The sequence below is a fragment of the Dokdonia sp. MED134 genome (assembly GCF_000152925.2).
Lineage (GTDB): Bacteria > Bacteroidota > Bacteroidia > Flavobacteriales > Flavobacteriaceae > Dokdonia.
The window spans coordinates 982,533-1,003,103 of sequence record NZ_CP009301.1 but is presented as its reverse complement, the minus strand read 5'-3'; the positions used below and the strand labels follow the sequence as shown (position 1 = coordinate 1,003,103).

Here is a 20,571-nt window from a genome sequence, read left to right as displayed (position 1 = left end):
GGAGCACACACTTATTTTTGAATCTTCACGGCAGTATCCCGCTTTACATTACAATTCCTCACGGCGCTCACGCTTGTTGCGGGATTTTCATTACAATAGGGGCTAGAGACTTGAGATAGTCCGTGTTTGTAATAGCTGTATTGTGCGTATCTATATACCTTTTAAAAGTACTTTTGGAGTTCCTTACATCTCATAATCATATTCCCTATTTTTGCTCAAAACACACCATACGTGAAAATAACCATCGCCATAGACGGATATTCCTCAACCGGAAAAAGTACCGTAGCAAAACAACTAGCAGACTGGCTAGAATACATATATGTAGATACCGGCGCGATGTATCGTGCAGTAACCCTTTATGCAATGCGTAAAGGCCTTATATCTGATGGTTTTTTTGATAAAGAATCACTTATCAATAAATTATCAGACATTAATATTTCATTTACCAGAGACACCACTTCTGGAAAGGCAGAAGTCTGTCTTAATGGAGAAAATGTAGAGCAATATATTAGAACACTAGAGGTATCTTCTTTTGTAAGTCCTATAGCCACCGTATCAGAAGTGCGAGCAAAGCTTGTAGAGCAGCAGCAACGTATGGGTGAAGAAAAAGGTATTGTGATGGACGGTCGTGATATAGGTACTGTAGTATTTCCTACGGCAGAGCTTAAGATATTTATGACAGCCAGTGCAGAAGAGCGTGCAAAAAGGCGATATAATGAGCTTGTAGAGCGCGGTGATGATGTAAACTATGATGCCGTGCTATCTAACGTAGTAGAGCGTGATCACATAGATACCACTAGAGAAGACTCTCCACTAGTAAAAGCAGCAGATGCTATTGAGATTGATAATACAGAAACTAATATAGAAGACCAGTTTCATACCATCTTACAACTCGCAAAAGATCGCATTGCACAACGCATATAATGTCAAAACTTCCTAAACAAGCCCACCTTATACTCTCTGCGAGCATAGTTATCGTGATGGCATTTGTTTATGGATCAAACCCCAGTGTTATACTGTTTGATATTTTTGGATTTAAGGTTCAAGATCTTGAGCTCAAAAATATTTTTAGAGCCATAATGGGTGTATACTTCGCACTAGGAGTTTACTGGCTTTATGGTGTTATAAAGCCTAAGCACTGGGAGCGTGCTACCTTATTTAATGTATTATTTATGGGAGGTCTTACTGCAGGCAGGCTTATAAGCACTTTGCTAGACGGCTGGTCTCCACAATATGGATTAGGTATGATAGGAGAAGCCATACTCACCGTATGGGGTTTGTGGAATCTCAATTATTATACACAAAAAAACCTACGGTCTAGATCGTAGGTTTTTTTATTAATAGCCTTTATAATTATTTTTTTATTTCACGAGCTCTAGAGCAGTGATAGAGAGCATATCATACTCCTCATCATCTTCATTAAGTTCTGTAGAACTTGTAAATGTAATTTTAAACTGCTGTCCTTTATAAATGTCTTGGGTAAGGTCAAATTCTTGAGCAGCCGTAGCACTTATTGACTCAAAAGCATAAGTTAAGTCGTCGCTATCTGTAAAGTAATACGTCTCGTCACTATAGCCAGTAAAGGTTGCGGTTACTGTTTCAGAAGTTGTGTTGTAAGCAATAGTAGCAAGTGTAAATAAGGCAATAAAAAGTGTTTTCATAATAGTGTAAATTAAAAGTGTTTGTTAATTCAAAAAGCCGCGTGTGCGACCACTATTGTTCAGATTTTCCAACCTAGGATTTTACCCTGCACCTTATACGTTATGAATATAGAGAAGGTTACAAAAACGCATAAAAAAAGTGGGTTTAAGGTGTGATTTTTCTAAGAGTGGTTGTTAAGCCCTGTAAATATTGGGTTTCTTACTATTAGTAGTGAAGAGGATTTTTATCGTTTCGCGAAAGCGTACTTATAAAAACTACTCTACAGGCTTGTAGCGTAAAAAATAATCACAAAATTATCGTTAAAGCGTAAGTGCGGTTTTTAGTTAAATTATTGTAAAAAGAGAGGCTTCTATTTCTTAAAAAGTTAAAGAATGTTAATAGTGTAATGTTGCCAAAACCAAACTTCAATTCACTGCGTAACTATGCTAGAAATTAAAAACAATTAAACCTTTTATTTATGAAATTAACTAGCAAATTAGGAATACTACTTATCGCATCTGCAGGATTTATAGCCTGTGAAACTGATGATAACGGATTATCAACAACAACAGATGATGATGGATCTGCAAACCTAGAATTAGATAACTCACTGTTTGCAACAAGTAACACAAGTGGTGACATTACAGTATATGATGTAGAAGATATAGCGAGTGTAACGGCATCTACTTTTGGGACAGCAGCTACAGATACAGAGGGTATCTATTATGATAGTAGTGATGATGAGGTGATACAGATCTCACGTTCTGAGTCACAGATACAAGCTTTTAGCGATCTCTCTCTTAATGTTGCAGGGATTACTCTTAGTGCAACTGTAAGTAGTACAGCTTCTTTATCAAGTCCTCGTGATCTTGCTGTAAATGATAATATTTATGTTGTGGCAGATAATGCAGATGTAGATGGTGATGATAGTACAGATGATGGTCGTTTATTTATCTACACAAGAGGTGATGATGGATCTATCACATTAAGAAACACAGTGACAGTAAACTTTGCTGTATGGGGAATCGAGTTTGATGGAGATACTCTAATCGCAGTTGTAGACAAAACGTCTGACGTAGCAATCTTCGAAAACTTTGCAGACTCAAACACAACAGATGCTACAGTAGAAGCTACAAAAAGAATAACTATAGAAGGTATTGTAAGAACTCACGGTCTTGCTGTAGATGGTGGTACACTTATCCTTACAGATGTAGGTAGCGCAATGGATGATGCAGATGGTGCTTTTCATATCATATCTGACTATGCTTCAAAATTTGCAGGTGTAGCAAACGGTGAGACACTTGCAGTAGTAGGTAACCAAGTACGTGTAGCGGGTGACGCAACATTTTTAGGAAACCCAGTTGCAGCCGAGTATGATGCAGAGTCTAACGTAGTGTTTATTGCAGAGCGTGCAAACGGTGGCGGAAGAATTCTTGCTTTCTCAAACGCACAAGCTGGAGGTAACCTTACTCCATCTGTAAATAATGAACTAGAAGGAGCTTCTTCATTATACCTAAACGAGTAATCATTTACCCAATGATTATTTTATAATAAAAGCCTCTCAGTATTTCTGAGAGGCTTTTTATTGTGCCACTATGGGGAGAAATAAAAAAGGCGCGCTAGATATCTAGCGCGCCTTTTTTATATATAGTGTGGTAGATTTATTCTTCTACCTCGTTTGCTTGCATTGTTGAGAAAACGTTCTGTACATCATCATCTTCTTCTAGCTTGTCTATAAGCTTGTTTACATCTGCCTCTTGTTCTGGTGTAAGTGTTTTTGTTACTTGAGGTATGCGGTCAAAACCAGATTCTAATATCTCTATACCCTTTTCTTCTAGAGCGCTTTGTATTGCTCCAAAACTCTCAAAAGGAGCATAAATATGTATGCCATCTTCATCTTGAAAAACCTCCTCGGCACCAAAATCTATAAACTCAAGCTCTATCTCATCTACATCTTGTCCCTCTGCATTTACTCTAAAGGTACACGTGTGATCAAACATAAATACAACAGACCCAGAAGTACCTAGGTTACCATCACATTTATTAAACGCTGCACGCACATTTGCTACTGTACGGGTGTTATTATCTGTAGCGGTTTCTACAAGTATTGCAATACCGTGCTGTGCGTAGCCTTCAAAGATTACCTCTTTATAATCACCTTGACTCTTATCTGAGGCACGCTTTATTGCTCGCTCTACATTATCCTTAGGCATATTTACTGCCTTAGCATTTTGTATTACGGCACGTAACCTTGAGTTTGAGTCTGGATCTGGTCCTCCTTCTTTTACCGCCATCACGATATCTTTACCTATACGTGTAAAGGCTTTAGACATTGCGCTCCAGCGCTTCATTTTACGTGCTTTTCTAAACTCAAATGCTCTTCCCATAAATAATAAGGATATAGTGATTATACCTGCAAAGGCAGATATCTCTTGTTAAATGTAATTGTATAAACTAAAAAAACGATCTGCACTTTTGCACAGATCGCTGTAAAAATATGAAATCGCTTGATTTCTTTAAAATTTATAGTTCCTTAAGCGCCCAAAATATCGTCTATTGCCGCTGCAAGATCAAAATCTTTTTCTGTCACACCATTTGCATCGTGTGTATTGAGTGAGATTTCTAGTTCATTATACGTATTAGTCCAGGTAGGGTGGTGGTCCATTTTTTCACACTCAAAAGCAATACGTGTCATAGTTGCAAATACTTCTCTAAAGTTTTCAAACTCTATTGTGGTATGGATGGCGTTATCATCAAACTCCCAATCTGGAAAATCCTCTAATCTGTTTTTAATCTGATCGTCTGTAAGTTTCATAATATTAATTTTACCTTTGTATAATAAAGATACTCAATTACGCTTTCGCGAAAATGCTATTACGATTAAAAATTTGTTAAGTATTACATTTATAGACTAAACTCAGTAGTAGCATCTCCCGTATCAAAAATATGTGGGTAATGTTCTTTAATATTTTTCATCATAAACACTAGCGGTACATCGTCAAAAAAGCCATAGTCGTCTATATACTCCATAAAGCGATTACCTTCACTATTGTATTGCTGTAAGAAAGAATTATTTTCACCATCAAATTCTAGCGGAGCAACATTCATCTTGTGACATAATGAGGCATTAAAGGCTGGTGACATTTTGAGCCATTTACCATTTATATATGCATTTACCATACCGTGAGGAGTTAGCTCATTTGAGCCAAATTTTTCTACCAGACGCTCTACAGCAATGTGATTTTTCACCTTCCCTAAGTGTAGACGTGCAGGTATTCCTAAACCACGTAAACAAGCAATGAGTAAGATGGATTTTGTAACACAATTACCTATGTTTTTTTGAGCAATTATACTAGCTCTATAATTGTCTTGGTTGAGGCTTATAGCATATGCATTATACATATAGCCATCACGTATCTTTGTATAAATGCCCACTGCCTTCTCCTTTTTAGATAAAGTATCTATATCAAACTCTGCTATGAGTTGCTGTATAGTGCTACTGTTGTAATCAAAAAAATATGAAGGCTCTAGATATGTCATTGTGTAGGGAATTAGACAGGCTTAAAAATAGTAAAAAAGTAGATAAAGGTTTGTAATGTCTATTATAGACGCTGCTGTTTTCTCTTTTTCTTTTTTTGTCTTTTGAGATATTTATGGTGGACCTTAATTGTTTGATTATTGAGTTTACCCGTGATCTCTATTTTATATCCTAAGTCTTTAAGTTTCTCTTGGTATTTCGTTAATTTTATTTTGGCTTGACGAGCTTTTATAATGGCTTCTTTTGTCTTACTTTTTTCGGCGCGCATTGCAAGAGTATCGCAGTTTATTTCTTTCCAAGTAAATTTTTTATCATACTCAAAGCAGCGCTCATAACATTTGCCAGATTCAGCATTTAGAGGAAAATCATAGTTCTGGGCGTTTAGATTTAGAGCACAAAAGAGCGTAAAGATTATGTATAAGGTACCTTTCATTTGATTTGATTGATTTTTTAAATATACAGGTATGTGTAAGCTTTACGCTTTCACGAAAGCATAAAAACACTAAATCTAACACGTAAATTCTTACAGCTACAAAACCACTTCAATAACTCATCGTATTTTATCTTGTAACCCCTTTGTAAATCAATATAAAGGGTGTATTTTTGCACACCTTTTTGACCACCGGTAGAAAGCTGTCACAGAGGATTTATAAAAAACAAAACAAACCCTTTTACGGTTTCTTGGTTTATCTAGCTTTCGGAGAAACGTAAAATACAAAACCCATCCCGCTTTAAAGCACTAGTTTTAAGTGAGATGTAATTTTAGCACAAATGGCTGAAGAAACAAAAAATCCTGAAGTTCAGGAAGAAGCTGCAGTAGCAGCACCAAAAGTTGAGCTATCTCCAGCTCAAGAAAACCCAGAGCAATTTCTTAAAGATTTTAACTGGGAGAAGTACGAAGAAGGAATCGATACAGTAGATGACAAGCAGCTTGAAGAGTTTGAAGCACTTGTAGAAAACAACTTTGTAGACACTCTTGATGACGACGTAGTAGAAGGAACAGTGATTACAATTACTGATCGTGATGCAATTATCGACATTAACGCAAAGTCTGAAGGTGTAATCTCACTTAACGAGTTCCGTTACAATCCAGACCTTAAAGTAGGTGATAAAGTAGAAGTACTTATCGATGTACGTGAGGATGCAACTGGGCAATTGATATTATCACACCGTAAGGCACGTGTTATCAAGGCTTGGGATCGCGTTAACGCTGCACACGATGAGGGAACTATCGTAAACGGATTTGTAAAAGCACGTACTAAAGGAGGTATGATCGTAGATGTTTTCGGTATCGAAGCATTCTTACCAGGATCACAGATTGATGTGAAGCCTATACGTGATTACGATCAGTATGTAAATAAAACTATGGAATTCAAGGTTGTAAAAATCAACCACGAGTTTAAAAACGTTGTAGTATCTCACAAAGCGCTTATCGAAGCAGATATCGAAGAGCAGAAGAAGGAGATCATCGGGCAGCTTGAGAAAGGACAAGTACTTGAAGGTGTTGTTAAAAACATTACTTCTTACGGTGTATTTGTTGATCTTGGAGGTGTTGATGGACTGGTACACATTACAGACCTTTCTTGGTCACGTATCAACCACCCGAATGAAATCGTTGAGCTTGATCAGAAACTGAACGTAGTAATCCTTGACTTTGATGAGGATAAAACACGTATCCAGTTAGGTCTTAAGCAACTTTCTAAGCATCCTTGGGAAGCTTTAGGAGACGAGCTTAAAGTAGGAGATAACGTAAAAGGTAAGGTAGTTGTAATCGCAGATTACGGTGCATTTATCGAAGTAGAAGAAGGAGTAGAAGGTCTTATACACGTATCTGAAATGTCTTGGTCTACACACTTACGTAGCGCTCAAGACTTTGTAAAAGTAGGAGACGTAGTAGATGCACAAATTCTTACACTAGATCGTGAAGATCGTAAGATGAGCCTAGGTATCAAGCAACTTACGCAAGATCCTTGGACAGATATTACTTCTAAGTATCCAGTAGGGTCACGTCACGAGGGTATCGTACGTAACTTTACAAACTTTGGAGTGTTCTTAGAACTAGAAGAAGGAATTGATGGATTAATTTACATCTCAGACCTTTCTTGGACTAAGAAAGTGAAGCACCCATCAGAATTCTGTGAGGTAGGAGATAAGCTAGAAGTAGTGGTTCTTGAACTTGACGTAGATGGACGTAAACTTTCATTAGGACACAAACAGATCGAGGCAAACCCTTGGGATAAGTATGAAGATGAGTTTAAAGTAGGTACAACACACAAAGCGGCTATCACAGAGATAGTAGACAAAGGTGCTACAATAGACTTTAATGAAGATATCACTGCATTTGTTCCTACACGTCACCTTGAGAAAGAAGACGGTACAAAACTAGGAAAAGGAGAAGAGGCTGAATTCCAGATTATAGAGTTCAACAAAGACTTCAAGCGTGTAGTAGCTTCACATATGGTAATCCATAAAGAAGAAGAAGCAAAAATCGTTAAACAAGCAGCTAAGAAAGCTAAAGCTCAAGCAGATGAGTCTAAGCCTACGCTAGGTGATGCAAACGATGCTCTTGCAGCTCTTAAAAAGAAAATGGAAGGAGGAGAGTAATCTCAACCACACATTTTTAATACATAAAACCTCTCAAGTAATTGAGAGGTTTTTTTATGCCTTTTCAAAGAGGATAAATTTATCTTTTTTCTTACAAAGTGATTATTTATATTCGCTCGCCCATTCATATTTAGCTTGGGTTTTAATCAATCAATTAACAATCATTTATTATGAAAAAAATTATTTTAACAGCTGTAATAGCTGTAGTATCAATGACGGCTGTAATGGCGCAAGAGGCTGTTTTCGGAGCAAAAGCTGGTTACACTCTAATAGGATCTAAAGTTACTACTGATGGTCAAGAGTTCACAGGTTCTGCAAGTGGATTTCACGTGGGATTTACTACAGACGTTCAAGTAGGCAACCAGTTATATGTTGCACCAGAACTTCTTTTTACGATGGTGTTTGAAGGAGGCACAGATCTTAAGTTTTTACAGGTGCCACTTTTCTTAAAGTATTATGCCGCAGATAAGTTTTATGTAAATGGAGGACCTCAAATTACCTATACTCTTGAAGAGATCTCTGACGATTTTACAAAATTTAATGTAGGGTTTGGAGCGGGTCTTGGTTATGAGTTTACAGATAATTTTTATGGAAACTTTAGAACCGTATACCAACTAAATAATTATTATACTGGTGATGCTGATGTAAAAAGTAGAAATAATATCTTTAATTTAGGCTTTGGTTTTAAATTCTAGATTTTTAAAACTTTATTCTCGTAAATAAGAAAAGCACCACATTGGTGCTTTTCTTATTTATGATTTAGAGTACGCTTTCGCGAAAGCGTATTAAGACTTTCTATCAAACAATCTATTAATCTTACGTCTTCGTAGCCAAGAAATTTTACGTTTTTCTGGCACACCGTGCTGAGAGATATGCTCCTTAATTGCAGCAACTACTCTTGCTGATGAATTTCCATCTGCGTAGGGGTGATATTGAGCTATGATACTAGCACGCTCTGATGCATAATTATCTTGAGTGCGTATTTTTAATATACTAGGAATTAAATCTTTTGGATTTCTGATATTTTCCCACCGTATAGCATCCGAAATATTGTTGAGAGTGATAACCGGCTTGTCTAATAGTAAAAATTCATATATCACAGAAGAGGTGTCACTTATTAAGAGATCTGCCAGGACAAGTTGTTTTACGATATCCTTTTCTTCTATAAAATAAATAGTATCATAACGAGCTGCTAGATCTTTGTAATAAGAGATAAGCTCTGGATGCATTAAATCGTGAAATTTAATATGTATCACGTATTCCCTATGCGATGCGAGCGTCTCAATTTCTTTCTTTAAAACGTGGGCAGAGGTGAGTGATGGAGAAAATGTAGGTGCGTAGAGAATGATGTTGCTAGCATTATGGCGATCCAGTATTTCTAGTTTGTATGCAGAAGTATCATCTTTGATTTTCTGATAGCTATCTAACTTGGGCCAGCCAGTTTCTATTACAGATATATTGTAGTGCTTTTTCTTGAGCTTATTAAAACCTTCTGTAAAATAGGGGCCTTGGGTAAGGTAAAGATCAAAGTAGTCACGTATTCTAAAATGCCCTTTTTTTTCTCCTGCAAGTCCGTGAAAGATTTGCACCTTAAGGCCACGCAAGTAATAAGGTACTTCATTACCAGGACAAATTATAGCGTCACTATTAAAGGCTATTAATTCTTTTATGCTCGTAGTTACAGCATCATTATGAAAAGGAAATACATCAAGAAGTTTCGGCATTATGAACCATAGTACTTGGTCTCCACTTTGAGCAAGTTCTTCTCTTATGGTTTGCATAATCCCAAAGGCATATGCGTTTTGACAGAAGAGAATAACTTTCATTTATAAAAAACTATTTACGTGTTCTAGATCTTCTTTAAAATCTACCTCCATACAGTTGAATTTTGAGATGTCTACCGCCTTTATTTTAGTTTGATGCTTGGCAATCATAACCTCTAGTCCTTTTTCAAAATAGTCTTGTGCTTCACAGGCTTCTAGTTCTTTTATAAAGAGCGGAACATCTTTTGCCGAGATGTAATTTATACCTACAGCTTCTCCCAGTCCATTTATTACTTCTTTTGAGAGATTTTGTATGTACCCGTTTTCAAGAGTATACTTTACCTCCTCATCTGCTACAGAGCAGGTATTTACAGCCACAAAGCTTTGATCCTTTTCTATATATGGTACAAGCTCGTTGAGTAGTAAGGGATCAAAAACCACATCTCCATTTAACCATAATACAGACTCGTTACGACATTTTTTAAGCGCGCATAAAAGACTCTTAGAAGTATTTGTCGTGTCAAAATATGGGTTGTAGATATAAGTAATGTCTGGAAAACGTTCCATAATACTATTCTTCTTAAAGCCTACTACGGTTAATAAGTCATTTATAGAAAAGTAAGATGATAAGCTTTCTATCATCATTTCCATAATGCTTTTTCCATTCTTGAGAGGGGTAAGTGCTTTAGGGTAGGGATTGCCTAGGCGTGAGCCTATGCCAGCTGCGAGAATGATTGTTTTCACTAGTTGGGTGTTTTCTTTTGTAATCTAAGCCTGCGTAGCTTGCAGTACTTTAAGTAGGTTGTCTTCGCACTAAATGTACAAAGAATAAAACCATTACGCCCATCTAAGAATCCCATCCTTATAATGTATGATCTTATAAAAATCCACGTGGGTTTTATAATGAGGTCAAGTATACTTGCTTTACGCCCTCTTTTGTAGTACTCTTTTGAAGCGATGGTGGAGAATTTTTCTGTCTTTTGTCTATGCTCCTCGTGAGTTGCGTGTACCCAGTGCAGTATCTCTCCCTTTAAAGAGCCTACTGTAGCCCCATCATTCATCTGTACTTTATCGTGCGGATTTACACCGCCCCATCGAGCCTTTGTTTTGTCAAAAACACGTAATTTTTTATCACGACTCCAGTCTGTATGGTTAATCCACTGGCCGCAGTAGTTGTTGTATCGTTTTACGATGTAGCCGTCCTTGTTAAAATCTCTTTTAACACGCTGTATAGCAGTTTGTAATTCTTTGCTCAAAGCCTCATCTGCATCTAGAGATACAATATGGTTATGGGTAGCAAGGTCAAGGGCTACGTTTTTTTGCTGTATGTGTCCCTCAAATGTATGCTGTATAAATCGCACAGGATATTGCTCGCAGATATATTGGGTCTTATCTGTACTGTATGAATCTACTATCACAACTTCGTCTACCACGGGTAGTAGCGACTCTATACACCTTGCAATGTTCCTTTCTTCATTATAGGTGATAATTGTAGCAGACATCTTTATACTACCATCGTTAACCACCGCGCTTTCTTTTAAAAAGGCACTGAGTTTTGGTACAATGAGCTCTGGTTTAAACTGCTGGTAGTTTGCAGCTACCTTTTGAGGTGCGCGCTCACGTTTATTAAATCTAGGGTTATAATCTATGTAATCATATAGATGTGCAGAGACGTGCCTTTTATGATCGTCGTAGACACTCCATTCTTCTTTATTAATCCACGGGCAAAAGATGGCAAACGTAGGGATATCTATAGCCTTTGCCATATTTATAGCTCCGCCCTCGTTACCTATAATAGCATCACAGTGACTTGTGATAGCTATAAACTCTCTAAGGCTTTTACCATAACAGTCTAAAAATATATGAGCTCTGGTCTTTACTGTACAGAGATTGTATAAGGTAGTTATTAAATCTACCTGTGAGGGTATGTAATTAAAGATGAGTTGTGCATCTGTGCTTTCTACAATATAATCTAGTAAGGTTGCTAGATAGGGTAGTGGATATGTTTTTGTAGATCCGCTGCCTAGGGCACTTATCTGGTACAACTTTTTTGAAAGGTCAATACCGCAAGATTCTATAATATGTTTTGCGTTTGCCTTTTCCTTTTCAGTGAGGTAAATTTTTGGTGCAATAGCATCAAATTGTTTACCTGTGATTTGCTCTAGTAAGAGCATTCTATTCTCTATGGCGAGGCCAGCTAGAGTATAAGACTTCTTTCTTCGACGTAGGGTGTCTGTATAAAAAAGGTGGGTGTACCATTTATGATAACCCACGCTGTTTTTTGCTCCAGTAGCTTTAGTTAAAAATGCGCTACCTATTTTAGAGTACACATCTATAACGGTATCATAAGCTTCTGCCTTGAGCTGCTTTTTAAATTGTGATTTTGCCTTTGCACTCTTTTCTATCTCTGGTGTATAGATAATGAGCTTGTCTATAAAAGGATTATTCTCAAGTACGGGTGTAGTGTGGGCGTTTATGAGGTAGTGTATCTCGCTTTCGTGAAAGCGTAATTTTATCGCTTCACATAAGATAGACGATGTCAAGACATCGCCTATCATTTTCTGTTGTATGATGAGAACTTTTTTCAATAGATCGTTTATACGGCTACATCATACTCTCTTAGTGCGTCATTAAGAGATGTTTTCTTATTTGTACTTTCTTTACGTTTACCTATAATAAGTGCACAAGGTACTTGGTACTCTCCGGCGGCAAACTTTTTTGTATAACTTCCTGGTATCACTACAGAGCGAGCTGGTACGCGACCTTTCATCTCTACTGGCTCGTCACCTGTAACGTCTATAATTTTTGTACTCATAGTAAGTACTACGTTTGCGCCTAGTACGGCTTCTTTCTCTACGTGTACACCTTCTACTACGATACATCTAGATCCTATAAAAGCACCATCTTCTATAATTACGGGAGAGGCTTGTAACGGCTCAAGTACACCACCTATACCTACACCACCACTAAGGTGTACATTTTTACCTATTTGAGCACAGCTACCTACTGTTGCCCAGGTGTCTACCATTGTACCCTCGTCTACATAGGCACCTATATTTACATAGCTAGGCATAAGGATAACTCCTTTTGATATGAATGCTCCGTGTCTTGCGACAGCGTTAGGTACTACACGTATACCACGGTTTTCGTAATCTCTCTTGAGAGGAATTTTGTCGTGATATTCAAATATACCAGCTTCAAGAGTTTCCATTTTTTGGATAGGGAAATAAAGTACTACAGCTTTTTTTACCCACTCGTTTACTTGCCATCCATTTTCTGTAGGCTCTGCAACACGCAGGGTACCGCGGTCTAGCATATCTACCACCTCACGTATGGCGTTTATAGTTACAGGGTTAGTAAGGTGCGTACGGTCGTCCCACGCTTCTTCAATAATATTCTGAAGTTGTGTCATTGTATATTCTTTTAAGTTTTATAAGTGAGTATAGTGGCTCACGGTGCTATAATCTTTGGCCCAAAGATAAAGTATCAATTGAGTTTATAAAGGTACTCTTTGTTGTAAAAGCTGCACAAGGAAGTGCTTTTTTGTTATATATGTTACAATAAGCAAAGCCTATAGTAAGTAATAGACTGTTGCTTATGGGTGTGGGTTTATGTATCGGTGTGCATATCGCTTATATTCTTGCTTGTTTTTACTTATTTTTGCACCAAATTTTACAGATGGCACGCATCATTGCAATAGATTATGGAACAAAGCGCACGGGAGTCGCGGTGACAGATGAGTTGCAACTTATTGCTTCTGGCTTAACCACGGTGCCGACTAAAGATATTTTTAAATTTTTAGCCACCTACCTAGCCGAAGAAAAAGTAGAGGCAATGGTCATAGGAGAGCCTAAACGTATGAATAATGAGGCGAGTGATGTTGAGGAGCATATAGTACGCTTTCGCGAAAGCGTAGAAAAAAAACATCCCGAGCTTAAAATCATTAGGCAAGATGAACGTTTTACCTCAAAGATGGCTTTCCAGACAATGATAGATAGCGGTATCGGTAAAAAGAAGAGACAAAATAAAGCACTTGTAGATCAAATAAGTGCAACCATTATACTGCAGGATTACCTGTATAATAAATAGATATGATATTACCTATAGTAGCATACGGGAGTCCCGTGCTTAAGAAAAAAGCAAAAGATATTACTCCAGAGTACCCTAACCTGAGTGAGCTCCTTGAGAATATGTATGAGACAATGTATGGAGCGCACGGTGTAGGCCTTGCAGCACCACAAGTGGGATTACCTATACGCATCTTTCTTGTAGATACAACACCCTTTGCAGATGATGAGAGCTTTACACCAGAGGAGCAAAAGCAACTATCTAGCTTTAAGAAAACCTTTATAAATGCAGAGATTCTAGAAGAAGAAGGAGAGGAGTGGGCATTTTCTGAAGGATGTTTGAGTATACCTGGTATAAACGAAGATGTTTTTAGAAAACCTACGGTAACCATCAAGTATCAAGACGAAAACTTTAAGGAGCATACAGAGACCTATGAGGGGCTTATAGCACGTGTGATACAGCACGAGTATGATCACATAGACGGTATACTTTTTACAGATAAACTATCGAGTCTTAAAAAACGTTTAATAAAAGGAAAGCTAGCAAATATCTCAAAAGGGAAGTGCAGTGCAGACTACCGTATGCGTTTTCCTGCGGCGTCAAAAAAACGCTAAAACGTTAAACCCAAAAAACTAATTTGTAAATATGTGGTGCAAAGTGCATCTTTGCCACCCAATAAAATAATATATGAGTTTAGATAAAGTAATCGCAATCGCAGGAAAGCCTGGTATATATGAGTTAAAGCAACAAACACGTAGTGGTTTTGTAGCAGAGTCACTCGTGGATGGTAAGAGAATTACCGTAGGGATTCGTCACAATGTGAGTGTTCTGTCTGAGATAGCCATCTATACACTAAGTGCAGAAAAGCCGTTAAGAGAGGTTTTTCAAGCTATAAAGGAAAAAGAAAACGGTGGTCCTACCATACACCACAAGGTGTCAAAAGATGAACTCGAAGAGTTTTTCTTTAACGTAGTACCAGATTATGATGAAGACCGCGTGTATGCCAGCGATATAAAGAAGGTAGTGCAGTGGTACAACATCTTACAACAAAAGGAGATGCTCAACTTTGAAGCTCCAGTAGCTTCAGACGAAGAAGAATAGTGCATAACTTTTTATAATATTAAACAGCCTTTACAATCTATATGTGAAGGCTTTTTTAGTTTTAAACTTTAGTACGCTTTCGCGAAAGCGTAACATAAACCCTCATTATATCTACTATAAAAAGAACCATTATGAAGTACTCAAGAGAAGCACAGCTCAAAGCCATAGATAGATTACTCACCATTATGGATGAGCTTAGAGTAGGATGCCCTTGGGATAAAAAACAAACGATGGAGAGCCTGCGCCATCTCACCATAGAGGAGACTTATGAGCTAGGCGATGCCATACTAGATAATGACCTAGAAGAAGTAAAAAAGGAACTGGGAGACCTTTTATTACACATTGTCTTTTATGCAAAAATAGGAAGCGAGACCCAAGACTTTGATATAGCAGATGTGGCAAACAGTATCTCAGAAAAGCTTATCTCTCGTCACCCACATATATATGGTGATGTAGATGTAGCAAATGCCGATGAAGTAGCTACTAACTGGGAGAAACTCAAACTCAAAGAAGGTAAAAAATCTGTGCTAGAAGGTGTGCCTAGAAGCCTCCCGGCACTTGTAAAAGCAAGCCGCATACAAGATAAAGTAGCAGGTGTAGGTTTTGACTGGGAAGAGCCACAGCAGGTTTTTGAAAAAGTACAAGAAGAGCTAGAAGAACTACAACACGAAGTAAACGAAAATAATCAAGAGAAGATAGAAGCCGAATTTGGCGATGTACTGTTCTCTATGATTAACTATGCTCGTTTCTTAAAAGTAGACCCAGAAAGCGCTCTTGAACGCACTAATAAGAAGTTTATAAAACGCTTTCAGTACCTAGAAGGTAAGGCCAAAGAACTTAATAAAGACCTTTCAGATATGACGCTTAAAGAGATGGATATCTTCTGGGAAGAGGCAAAGCAATTGTAAAGGCGATATAATCTTGATGATTATGATGGCGTTAGGGCACTTGCCTAGCTCAAAAGATGTGTTCACTCATTGTAGGTTTAGTTTAGAGTATAGCTAAGATAGTTTTACCTCATACTTAAAAACCAAACATTATGAGAGCTATCATCACATCTATCTTAATATTTCTTAGTCTTGTTTCTTATGCTCAAGAAGTAAACATCACAGGAACAATCACTGCAGAGGGTAACCCAGTTCCGGGTGCAAATATCTTAGTAAAGGGGAAGGATCGTAAATCAGTCTCAGATTTTGATGGTAATTATGAGATCAGAGCGGCAAAGCTGGATACGCTCGTATTTTCATTTGTAGGTTTTGATACTCAAGAAATCATTGTAGGAGATGCTGCCGTAATTAATGTCGCGATGCTAGGCAGTCCTGAGCTAGAAGAAGTAATTGTAACAGCTTCTGGAGTAAAGAGAGAGAAACGTGCTGTAGGGTATGCCACCTCAGATGCTAGTATCGTTATAAGAGGTAAAGTTTCTGGCGTTGCAGTGACAGAAGGTTCTAGTCATCCTTCTAGATATAATGATCCTGCTTATGGACAGCTTACGGCAGGTGAGATTAATGACTTAGAAAAGTGGTCTGAGTATTATGAGATTTTCTCTAGTGGGGAGGCACAAAAAGTTGCCGGCCGCTGGGGATTTATCCATAAAAATAAAATAGACATTACCCTCAAGAATAAAGATCACACTCCGGTAGCAAATACAATGGTTGCTCTCTATAAAAATAAAAAGCAGCTTATGAAAGGTCGTACAGATGTTAATGGATCACTAGTACTTTATAAAGGAGCACACAACCTGAGTGATCGCTTCTTATTACAAGTGTATAGTGAGGGTACTGTAGTGGGAAAATCTATAAGCGGTGGGCAACACGCGGTAGAGATTACCATAGCGTCAAGTGTTGCTGCGACTAATACAGTAGACGTTCTATTTGCTGTAGATGCTACAGGCTCTATGGGTGATGAGATAGCTTATCTCAAATCTGAGCTTAAAAATATTATGAATAGAATAGATGCACAAATCGCACAAAAACGGGTAGCGCTCACAGTGTATAGAGATCACGGTGATAGCTATGTAACTAGATCGATAGATTTTAAAGAAAATGTAAATGAGGTAAAAGATTTTTTATCACAGCAAGATGCAAATGGGGGTGGAGATTATGAAGAGGCAGTAGAGGAAGCTTTAAAAGTATCCCTCTCTCAATCTTGGAATGTGGATGCAAAGGCAAAGCTACTATTCTTGATGCTAGACGCACCCCCACACTACACGGAGCAAAATGTAGCACTCATAAAATCACAGATTAAAAAAGCGCAAGAGATGGGCATAAGAATAATACCTGTTGTAGCTAGTGGAGCAAATAAAGAAGTAGAATTCTTGATGCGATCATTTAGCGTTGCTACAAATGGAACGTATGTTTTCCTTACAGATGATAGCGGTATAGGTAATGACCATATGGAACCTACTACAGAAGATGTAAAAGTAGAAAAGCTCAATGACCTCATAGTACGTCTCATTGAGAAGTACGCAGGTGTAGAGAGCGCCTTGTAGAAGAACTGTTTTTTAGTTTGTTTGTAAACGCGTTATTCAGTTATTGATAACGCGTTTTTTTTATATAGACTGCAGGTATAATTGCTCTACTTTTTCTCTAGCCCAAGGAGTACGTCTCAAAAATTTGAGACTAGATTTTATAGAAGGATCTTTTTTGAAACAATTTATATCTACCTGTAGACTCATTTCTTTCCAGCCATAATTCGTTACCAGAAACTCTAAGATGTCTACAAGTTTTACCCCGTGTAACGGGTTATTAGGTTGTTGCTGCTTCTCTTCCATAATAGCAAAGATAATGCAATCTAGTGTCTAAAGAGGTTTACGGTTACTGTTGCAGCATCATTATTTGGAAATTTTTTACTTAATTTTTCATCTCTCTTCATACCTATACTATCTAACACTTTATGGAAAACAGGTACTTCTACTATAAATTGATCTGAGTAGCCGTGCGTAGCATCATAGGCGGTTACGGCTGTTTTTCCTATATAATCTGCCGCGATTGCTGGAGGTACACTATGTAACTCTATGAGTAATAAACCGTGTTTTCCAGTATATGGAGACCATTTTCCAAAATGTTCTGCAAGTGAGGCTTCAGCATCGTTATTTGAAATGCGAGCGCCCTCATATGCAAAGGCTCCAGTAGATGTGCTTGGACTCTTTGTAGATTGCGCTGGGGCTTTCCATACACGATTATGATCTAAGAAAGAACGCACATTAAGAAGATCTCCTAGCGTGATGTCATACTCCTCCTGTAAGTCGGCAGCAAGTCTGTCTGGGTCACCTATATCTCCCCACATCACTTTTGCCCATATTTCGGCTTGGATGAGATTTTGCTTAGTAATATCTATTGCTGTCTGGTTATAATCTGCTCCTACTAGTATAAGTGGGTGTTCATCTAGATGCTTGCCACGTAGTGTGTGACGCTCAATAAGATTATAAAGGTGTATTAAAAAAGCACCGTTACCGCAGCCCATATCTAATATTCCTTTGGGTTGCTCGTCTAGAGGTTTGTTGAAAATATCAAGTATAATAGTATCTACCACTTTAAAGTAGGTAGCGTGCGCACCACCGCTTCCCCATACATTCATAGCTCTGTCTACGTGTCCTTCTTGGCTACCGTCACCTTGTGATTTTGCCGCCAACGCATTACCAAAAAGCAGGTCGTCAAGCTTACGCAAGGTAGGTATGTAAGAAACAGTCACGCCGTATGCGCTGGCTCTCTTTGCAAAGAACAGTCCTTTGTCTGTAAATTGATACGTGTGTTCTTTGCGAGTAAACAGTTCAAAATAAGTGAGTATGTCTAATAGTTTTTTAAAGTTTTCTCCATCTGCGTGAAACTCTTCTGGCCTAAAGCTTGCCTGCATAAAGTATTTATGAAAAGCCCCATTCATAGACAGATGTACAAGTGTAGGACCTAGTATACTTCCTTCTATATGAGCAAGTACTTGTTCTTGTATTGCTCGCTCTGTTGGATCTTGAGATAGCGTAATACCATAATGATCACGGTATTTTGAAAAAATATCTTGTAACATTTTAAAAGGAGCTACCTCAAATTTTCTAAAATGGTAATTTTCAGAGAGCTTTTGTAATGCTGTCACCTCTTCATAAAGCGGGAATAGTGCAAAAGCTTTTGCTGTATGCTCATTGATACTATAAGTAACCGTATTTGTGCTGTTATCTATGTGCTGCACGAGCCATCCTTGTGAGGCTAGTAGTCGCAATGCCACGTTGAGGTATCCCTCATTTGCATCAAAGGTTGATGTCAAATCACCAATTTTGACCTCTTTTTTGTCTAATATATATGTGGTCACGCCCTTTTTGTGAAGCGAAAACGCAGATGGAGCGGTAACGATACCGTCTAAGTGTCTAAAAAGTCGCTCTCTATAGGTGGCTTGTAATGCTTTGGATACCATAGTATCAGTGTGTTATGTGTTTAAATATTTATTAGTCTACCAGACCACTAGGTTAATAACTTTTTTTCAAATAAAAATGTTTTTAACATCAATTTATATCCGTCTTATTCTTGTGTATTTTTACCGCTGTGAATCGTACTATTAAAACCATAACTATAACGGACCTCAATGCCTTTAAGAAACAACTACTTTCTTGGGCACAGCAGTATGAAGACATTGTGTGGCTTGATAGTAATAGTTACGAGCGACAAAATTATCCTGAGTACGAGGCCATACTAGCAGTAGATGCTTTTACAAGTTTAAAGACCGACTATCAAGGAGCTTTTGATCAACTGGAGGAGTATCAAAGTACAACAAAAGATTGGATTTTTGGATACCTCAGTTATGATCTTAAGAATGATAATGAGCGACTTACGTCAAAAAATGATGACAGTCTCGACTTTGCAGACTTATATTTCTTTCAGCCCAAAAAGGTTTTTTTACTCAAAGGTGGCACCCTCGAGATGCACTACCTAGGTATGGTAGATGATGAGATAGAAGAGGACTTTAAGGAGATAATAAATGGTGTAAACTATCAACCATATATCCCTGCAGACCCATTATCTATTAAACTTAAGATTCACAAAGAGGCTTATAAAGAAAAGGTACGTGAGATGCTTGCCCACATACACAGAGGTGATATTTATGAGGCAAATATGTGTCAAGAGTTTTATGCAACAGGTACCATAGCACCGCTAGAAACCTATGAGCGTCTCAATGCAATAAGTACCCCACCGTTTGCCACCTACTTAAGGATGGAAGACCAGTACTTACTGTCGGCAACGCCAGAGCGGTATATTAAAAAAATAGGAGAGAAGATTGTTACCCAGCCCATAAAGGGAACGGCTAGACGTAGTGATAATAAGGAGGAGGATTACGCTTTCGCGAAAGCGTTACAACAAAACCCAAAAGAGCGCTCAGAAAACATAATGATTGTAGATCTCGTGCGCAACGACCTGTCTCGCACCGCTCGCAGAGGATCTGTTGTAGTAGAGGAGTTATGCGAGGTATACCCCTTTAAGCAAGTACACCAAATGATCTCTACCGTTACCTCACAACTAGCCGTAGGTATCTCACCGGTAGATGTGATACGTAGCACCTTCCCAATGGGAAGTATGACCGGTGCGCCAAAATTGCGAGCAATGCAAATCATCGAGTCCCTAGAAGAGTCAAAGCGGGGTTTATACAGCGGCTCAGTGGGCTATTTTACCCCAGCAGGCGATTTTGATTTTAATGTAATCATACGCAGTATACTCTACAATGCAGAGAATAAATACATCTCATACTCAGTAGGCGGCGCCATCACCGCTGGTTCTGACCCAAATAGTGAGTATGAAGAGTGCTTACTCAAGGCTAAGGCGATGCGTGCCGTTTTAGAGGGAGAATAGTAGCGATATTTTGTATTTTTGCCTT

22 protein-coding genes are annotated in these 20,571 nt (G+C 38.1%); 11 read left to right on the top strand and 11 right to left on the bottom strand.

Features of this window, described 5'->3' with window-relative positions; genetic code table 11:
• Positions 1 to 231: 231 nt before the first annotated feature.
• Together cmk and MED134_RS04395 are read left to right on the top strand one after the other, a co-directional pair.
• On the top strand, positions 232 to 924 hold the full coding sequence (gene cmk / locus MED134_RS04400; RefSeq protein ID WP_021778571.1) for a (d)CMP kinase: 693 nt from the start codon (positions 232 to 234) through the stop codon (positions 922 to 924).
• Complete coding sequence (locus MED134_RS04395; RefSeq protein WP_021778572.1) at positions 924 to 1,328, top strand: DUF4345 domain-containing protein; 405 nt, start codon at positions 924 to 926, stop codon at positions 1,326 to 1,328. The genes cmk and MED134_RS04395 overlap by 1 nt, the downstream gene beginning before the upstream one ends.
• A 33-nt stretch (positions 1,329 to 1,361) precedes the next feature.
• Here MED134_RS04395 and MED134_RS04390 read toward each other — a convergent pair whose 3' ends face one another.
• A complete protein-coding gene (locus MED134_RS04390) occupies positions 1,362 to 1,661 on the bottom strand; it encodes a hypothetical protein (protein ID WP_021778573.1) in 300 nt (99 codons plus the stop codon).
• Positions 1,662 to 2,119: 458 nt separating this feature from the next.
• Here MED134_RS04390 and MED134_RS04385 point away from each other — a divergent pair, with 458 nt between their 5' ends.
• Complete coding sequence (locus MED134_RS04385; RefSeq protein ID WP_021778574.1) at positions 2,120 to 3,166, top strand: hypothetical protein; 1,047 nt, start codon at positions 2,120 to 2,122, stop codon at positions 3,164 to 3,166.
• A gap of 136 nt (positions 3,167 to 3,302) precedes the next feature.
• Here the strand turns inward: MED134_RS04385 and MED134_RS04380 are convergent, their stop codons facing one another.
• The 4 genes from MED134_RS04380 to MED134_RS04365 all read right to left on the bottom strand — a co-directional run bounded on the left by MED134_RS04380 (position 3,303) and on the right by MED134_RS04365 (position 5,612).
• A complete protein-coding gene (locus tag MED134_RS04380; RefSeq protein ID WP_021778575.1) occupies positions 3,303 to 4,028 on the bottom strand; it encodes a YebC/PmpR family DNA-binding transcriptional regulator in 726 nt (241 codons plus the stop codon).
• 146 nt (positions 4,029 to 4,174) lie between these two features.
• Positions 4,175 to 4,456, bottom strand: a complete 282-nt coding sequence (locus MED134_RS04375; protein WP_021778576.1) for a 4a-hydroxytetrahydrobiopterin dehydratase — start codon at positions 4,454 to 4,456, stop codon at positions 4,175 to 4,177.
• Positions 4,457 to 4,545: 89 nt separating this feature from the next.
• Positions 4,546 to 5,181: a transglutaminase-like domain-containing protein gene (locus MED134_RS04370; protein WP_021778577.1), complete on the bottom strand. Its 636-nt coding sequence runs from the start codon at positions 5,179 to 5,181 to the stop codon at positions 4,546 to 4,548.
• Between the two features lie 62 nt (positions 5,182 to 5,243).
• Complete coding sequence (locus MED134_RS04365) at positions 5,244 to 5,612, bottom strand: hypothetical protein (protein WP_021778578.1); 369 nt, start codon at positions 5,610 to 5,612, stop codon at positions 5,244 to 5,246.
• Between the two features lie 338 nt (positions 5,613 to 5,950).
• Here MED134_RS04365 and rpsA point away from each other — a divergent pair, with 338 nt between their 5' ends.
• A complete protein-coding gene (gene rpsA, locus MED134_RS04360) occupies positions 5,951 to 7,783 on the top strand; it encodes a 30S ribosomal protein S1 (protein ID WP_021778579.1) in 1,833 nt (610 codons plus the stop codon).
• Positions 7,784 to 7,953: 170 nt separating this feature from the next.
• Positions 7,954 to 8,478 carry an outer membrane beta-barrel protein gene (locus MED134_RS04355; protein WP_021778580.1) on the top strand — a complete coding sequence of 175 codons (525 nt, stop codon included), beginning with the start codon at positions 7,954 to 7,956 and terminating at the stop codon, positions 8,476 to 8,478.
• Between the two features lie 90 nt (positions 8,479 to 8,568).
• Here the strand turns inward: MED134_RS04355 and MED134_RS04350 are convergent, their stop codons facing one another.
• From MED134_RS04350 to MED134_RS04330, 4 genes are read right to left on the bottom strand one after another with little or no spacing between them, the layout of a single operon-like run.
• Positions 8,569 to 9,609: a CDP-glycerol glycerophosphotransferase family protein gene (locus MED134_RS04350; RefSeq protein ID WP_021778581.1), complete on the bottom strand. Its 1,041-nt coding sequence runs from the start codon at positions 9,607 to 9,609 to the stop codon at positions 8,569 to 8,571.
• Complete coding sequence (locus tag MED134_RS04345) at positions 9,610 to 10,290, bottom strand: NTP transferase domain-containing protein (protein ID WP_038597090.1); 681 nt, start codon at positions 10,288 to 10,290, stop codon at positions 9,610 to 9,612. It lies immediately after the preceding gene.
• Positions 10,290 to 12,134 carry a glycosyltransferase gene (locus tag MED134_RS15375; protein ID WP_237747147.1) on the bottom strand — a complete coding sequence of 615 codons (1,845 nt, stop codon included), beginning with the start codon at positions 12,132 to 12,134 and terminating at the stop codon, positions 10,290 to 10,292. The genes MED134_RS04345 and MED134_RS15375 overlap by 1 nt, the downstream gene beginning before the upstream one ends.
• Positions 12,135 to 12,142: 8 nt before the next feature.
• Positions 12,143 to 12,958: a 2,3,4,5-tetrahydropyridine-2,6-dicarboxylate N-succinyltransferase gene (locus MED134_RS04330; protein WP_021778584.1), complete on the bottom strand. Its 816-nt coding sequence runs from the start codon at positions 12,956 to 12,958 to the stop codon at positions 12,143 to 12,145.
• Positions 12,959 to 13,224: 266 nt separating this feature from the next.
• On the opposite strand from MED134_RS04330, the gene ruvX reads away from it, so the two are divergent.
• The 5 genes from ruvX to MED134_RS14680 all read left to right on the top strand — a co-directional run bounded on the left by ruvX (position 13,225) and on the right by MED134_RS14680 (position 17,206).
• Positions 13,225 to 13,635, top strand: a complete 411-nt coding sequence (gene ruvX, locus MED134_RS04325; RefSeq protein ID WP_038600903.1) for a Holliday junction resolvase RuvX — start codon at positions 13,225 to 13,227, stop codon at positions 13,633 to 13,635.
• 2 nt (positions 13,636 to 13,637) lie between these two features.
• Positions 13,638 to 14,228 carry a peptide deformylase gene (gene def / locus MED134_RS04320; RefSeq protein ID WP_021778586.1) on the top strand — a complete coding sequence of 197 codons (591 nt, stop codon included), beginning with the start codon at positions 13,638 to 13,640 and terminating at the stop codon, positions 14,226 to 14,228.
• 73 nt (positions 14,229 to 14,301) lie between these two features.
• Positions 14,302 to 14,715: a DUF5606 domain-containing protein gene (locus MED134_RS04315; protein ID WP_021778587.1), complete on the top strand. Its 414-nt coding sequence runs from the start codon at positions 14,302 to 14,304 to the stop codon at positions 14,713 to 14,715.
• Between the two features lie 131 nt (positions 14,716 to 14,846).
• Positions 14,847 to 15,623, top strand: coding sequence for a nucleoside triphosphate pyrophosphohydrolase (gene mazG / locus MED134_RS04310; RefSeq protein ID WP_021778588.1), 777 nt, complete (start codon positions 14,847 to 14,849; stop codon positions 15,621 to 15,623).
• Positions 15,624 to 15,754: 131 nt separating this feature from the next.
• Positions 15,755 to 17,206: a vWA domain-containing protein gene (locus MED134_RS14680; protein ID WP_021778589.1), complete on the top strand. Its 1,452-nt coding sequence runs from the start codon at positions 15,755 to 15,757 to the stop codon at positions 17,204 to 17,206.
• A 60-nt stretch (positions 17,207 to 17,266) separates the two neighbouring features.
• Here MED134_RS14680 and MED134_RS04300 read toward each other — a convergent pair whose 3' ends face one another.
• Positions 17,267 to 17,488 (bottom strand): VF530 family DNA-binding protein, encoded by a 222-nt coding sequence (locus tag MED134_RS04300; RefSeq protein ID WP_021778590.1) that lies wholly within the window; start codon positions 17,486 to 17,488, stop codon positions 17,267 to 17,269.
• A 20-nt stretch (positions 17,489 to 17,508) separates the two neighbouring features.
• Positions 17,509 to 19,119, bottom strand: a complete 1,611-nt coding sequence (locus tag MED134_RS04295; protein ID WP_021778591.1) for a class I SAM-dependent methyltransferase — start codon at positions 19,117 to 19,119, stop codon at positions 17,509 to 17,511.
• A gap of 128 nt (positions 19,120 to 19,247) precedes the next feature.
• Here MED134_RS04295 and MED134_RS04290 point away from each other — a divergent pair, with 128 nt between their 5' ends.
• Complete coding sequence (locus tag MED134_RS04290) at positions 19,248 to 20,546, top strand: anthranilate synthase component I family protein (protein ID WP_038600898.1); 1,299 nt, start codon at positions 19,248 to 19,250, stop codon at positions 20,544 to 20,546.
• Positions 20,547 to 20,571: the final 25 nt, after the last annotated feature.

What these genes read in the sequence shown, in the direction of transcription:
- MED134_RS04350 (WP_021778581.1), bottom strand. Translation starts at nt 9,609, where the DNA reads ATGAAAGTTATTCTCTTCTGTCAAAACGCATATGCCTTTGGGATTATG.
- MED134_RS04365 (WP_021778578.1), bottom strand. Translation starts at nt 5,612, where the DNA reads ATGAAAGGTACCTTATACATAATCTTTACGCTCTTTTGTGCTCTAAAT.
- ruvX (WP_038600903.1), top strand. Translation starts at nt 13,225, where the DNA reads ATGGCACGCATCATTGCAATAGATTATGGAACAAAGCGCACGGGAGTC.
- MED134_RS04330 (WP_021778584.1), bottom strand. Translation starts at nt 12,958, where the DNA reads ATGACACAACTTCAGAATATTATTGAAGAAGCGTGGGACGACCGTACG.
- MED134_RS14680 (WP_021778589.1), top strand. Translation starts at nt 15,755, where the DNA reads ATGAGAGCTATCATCACATCTATCTTAATATTTCTTAGTCTTGTTTCT.
- MED134_RS04295 (WP_021778591.1), bottom strand. Translation starts at nt 19,119, where the DNA reads ATGGTATCCAAAGCATTACAAGCCACCTATAGAGAGCGACTTTTTAGA.
- MED134_RS04300 (WP_021778590.1), bottom strand. Translation starts at nt 17,488, where the DNA reads ATGGAAGAGAAGCAGCAACAACCTAATAACCCGTTACACGGGGTAAAA.
- rpsA (WP_021778579.1), top strand. Translation starts at nt 5,951, where the DNA reads ATGGCTGAAGAAACAAAAAATCCTGAAGTTCAGGAAGAAGCTGCAGTA.
- MED134_RS04355 (WP_021778580.1), top strand. Translation starts at nt 7,954, where the DNA reads ATGAAAAAAATTATTTTAACAGCTGTAATAGCTGTAGTATCAATGACG.
- MED134_RS04385 (WP_021778574.1), top strand. Translation starts at nt 2,120, where the DNA reads ATGAAATTAACTAGCAAATTAGGAATACTACTTATCGCATCTGCAGGA.
- MED134_RS04380 (WP_021778575.1), bottom strand. Translation starts at nt 4,028, where the DNA reads ATGGGAAGAGCATTTGAGTTTAGAAAAGCACGTAAAATGAAGCGCTGG.
- MED134_RS04370 (WP_021778577.1), bottom strand. Translation starts at nt 5,181, where the DNA reads ATGACATATCTAGAGCCTTCATATTTTTTTGATTACAACAGTAGCACT.
- MED134_RS04395 (WP_021778572.1), top strand. Translation starts at nt 924, where the DNA reads ATGTCAAAACTTCCTAAACAAGCCCACCTTATACTCTCTGCGAGCATA.
- MED134_RS04315 (WP_021778587.1), top strand. Translation starts at nt 14,302, where the DNA reads ATGAGTTTAGATAAAGTAATCGCAATCGCAGGAAAGCCTGGTATATAT.
- mazG (WP_021778588.1), top strand. Translation starts at nt 14,847, where the DNA reads ATGAAGTACTCAAGAGAAGCACAGCTCAAAGCCATAGATAGATTACTC.
- MED134_RS04390 (WP_021778573.1), bottom strand. Translation starts at nt 1,661, where the DNA reads ATGAAAACACTTTTTATTGCCTTATTTACACTTGCTACTATTGCTTAC.
- MED134_RS04375 (WP_021778576.1), bottom strand. Translation starts at nt 4,456, where the DNA reads ATGAAACTTACAGACGATCAGATTAAAAACAGATTAGAGGATTTTCCA.
- def (WP_021778586.1), top strand. Translation starts at nt 13,638, where the DNA reads ATGATATTACCTATAGTAGCATACGGGAGTCCCGTGCTTAAGAAAAAA.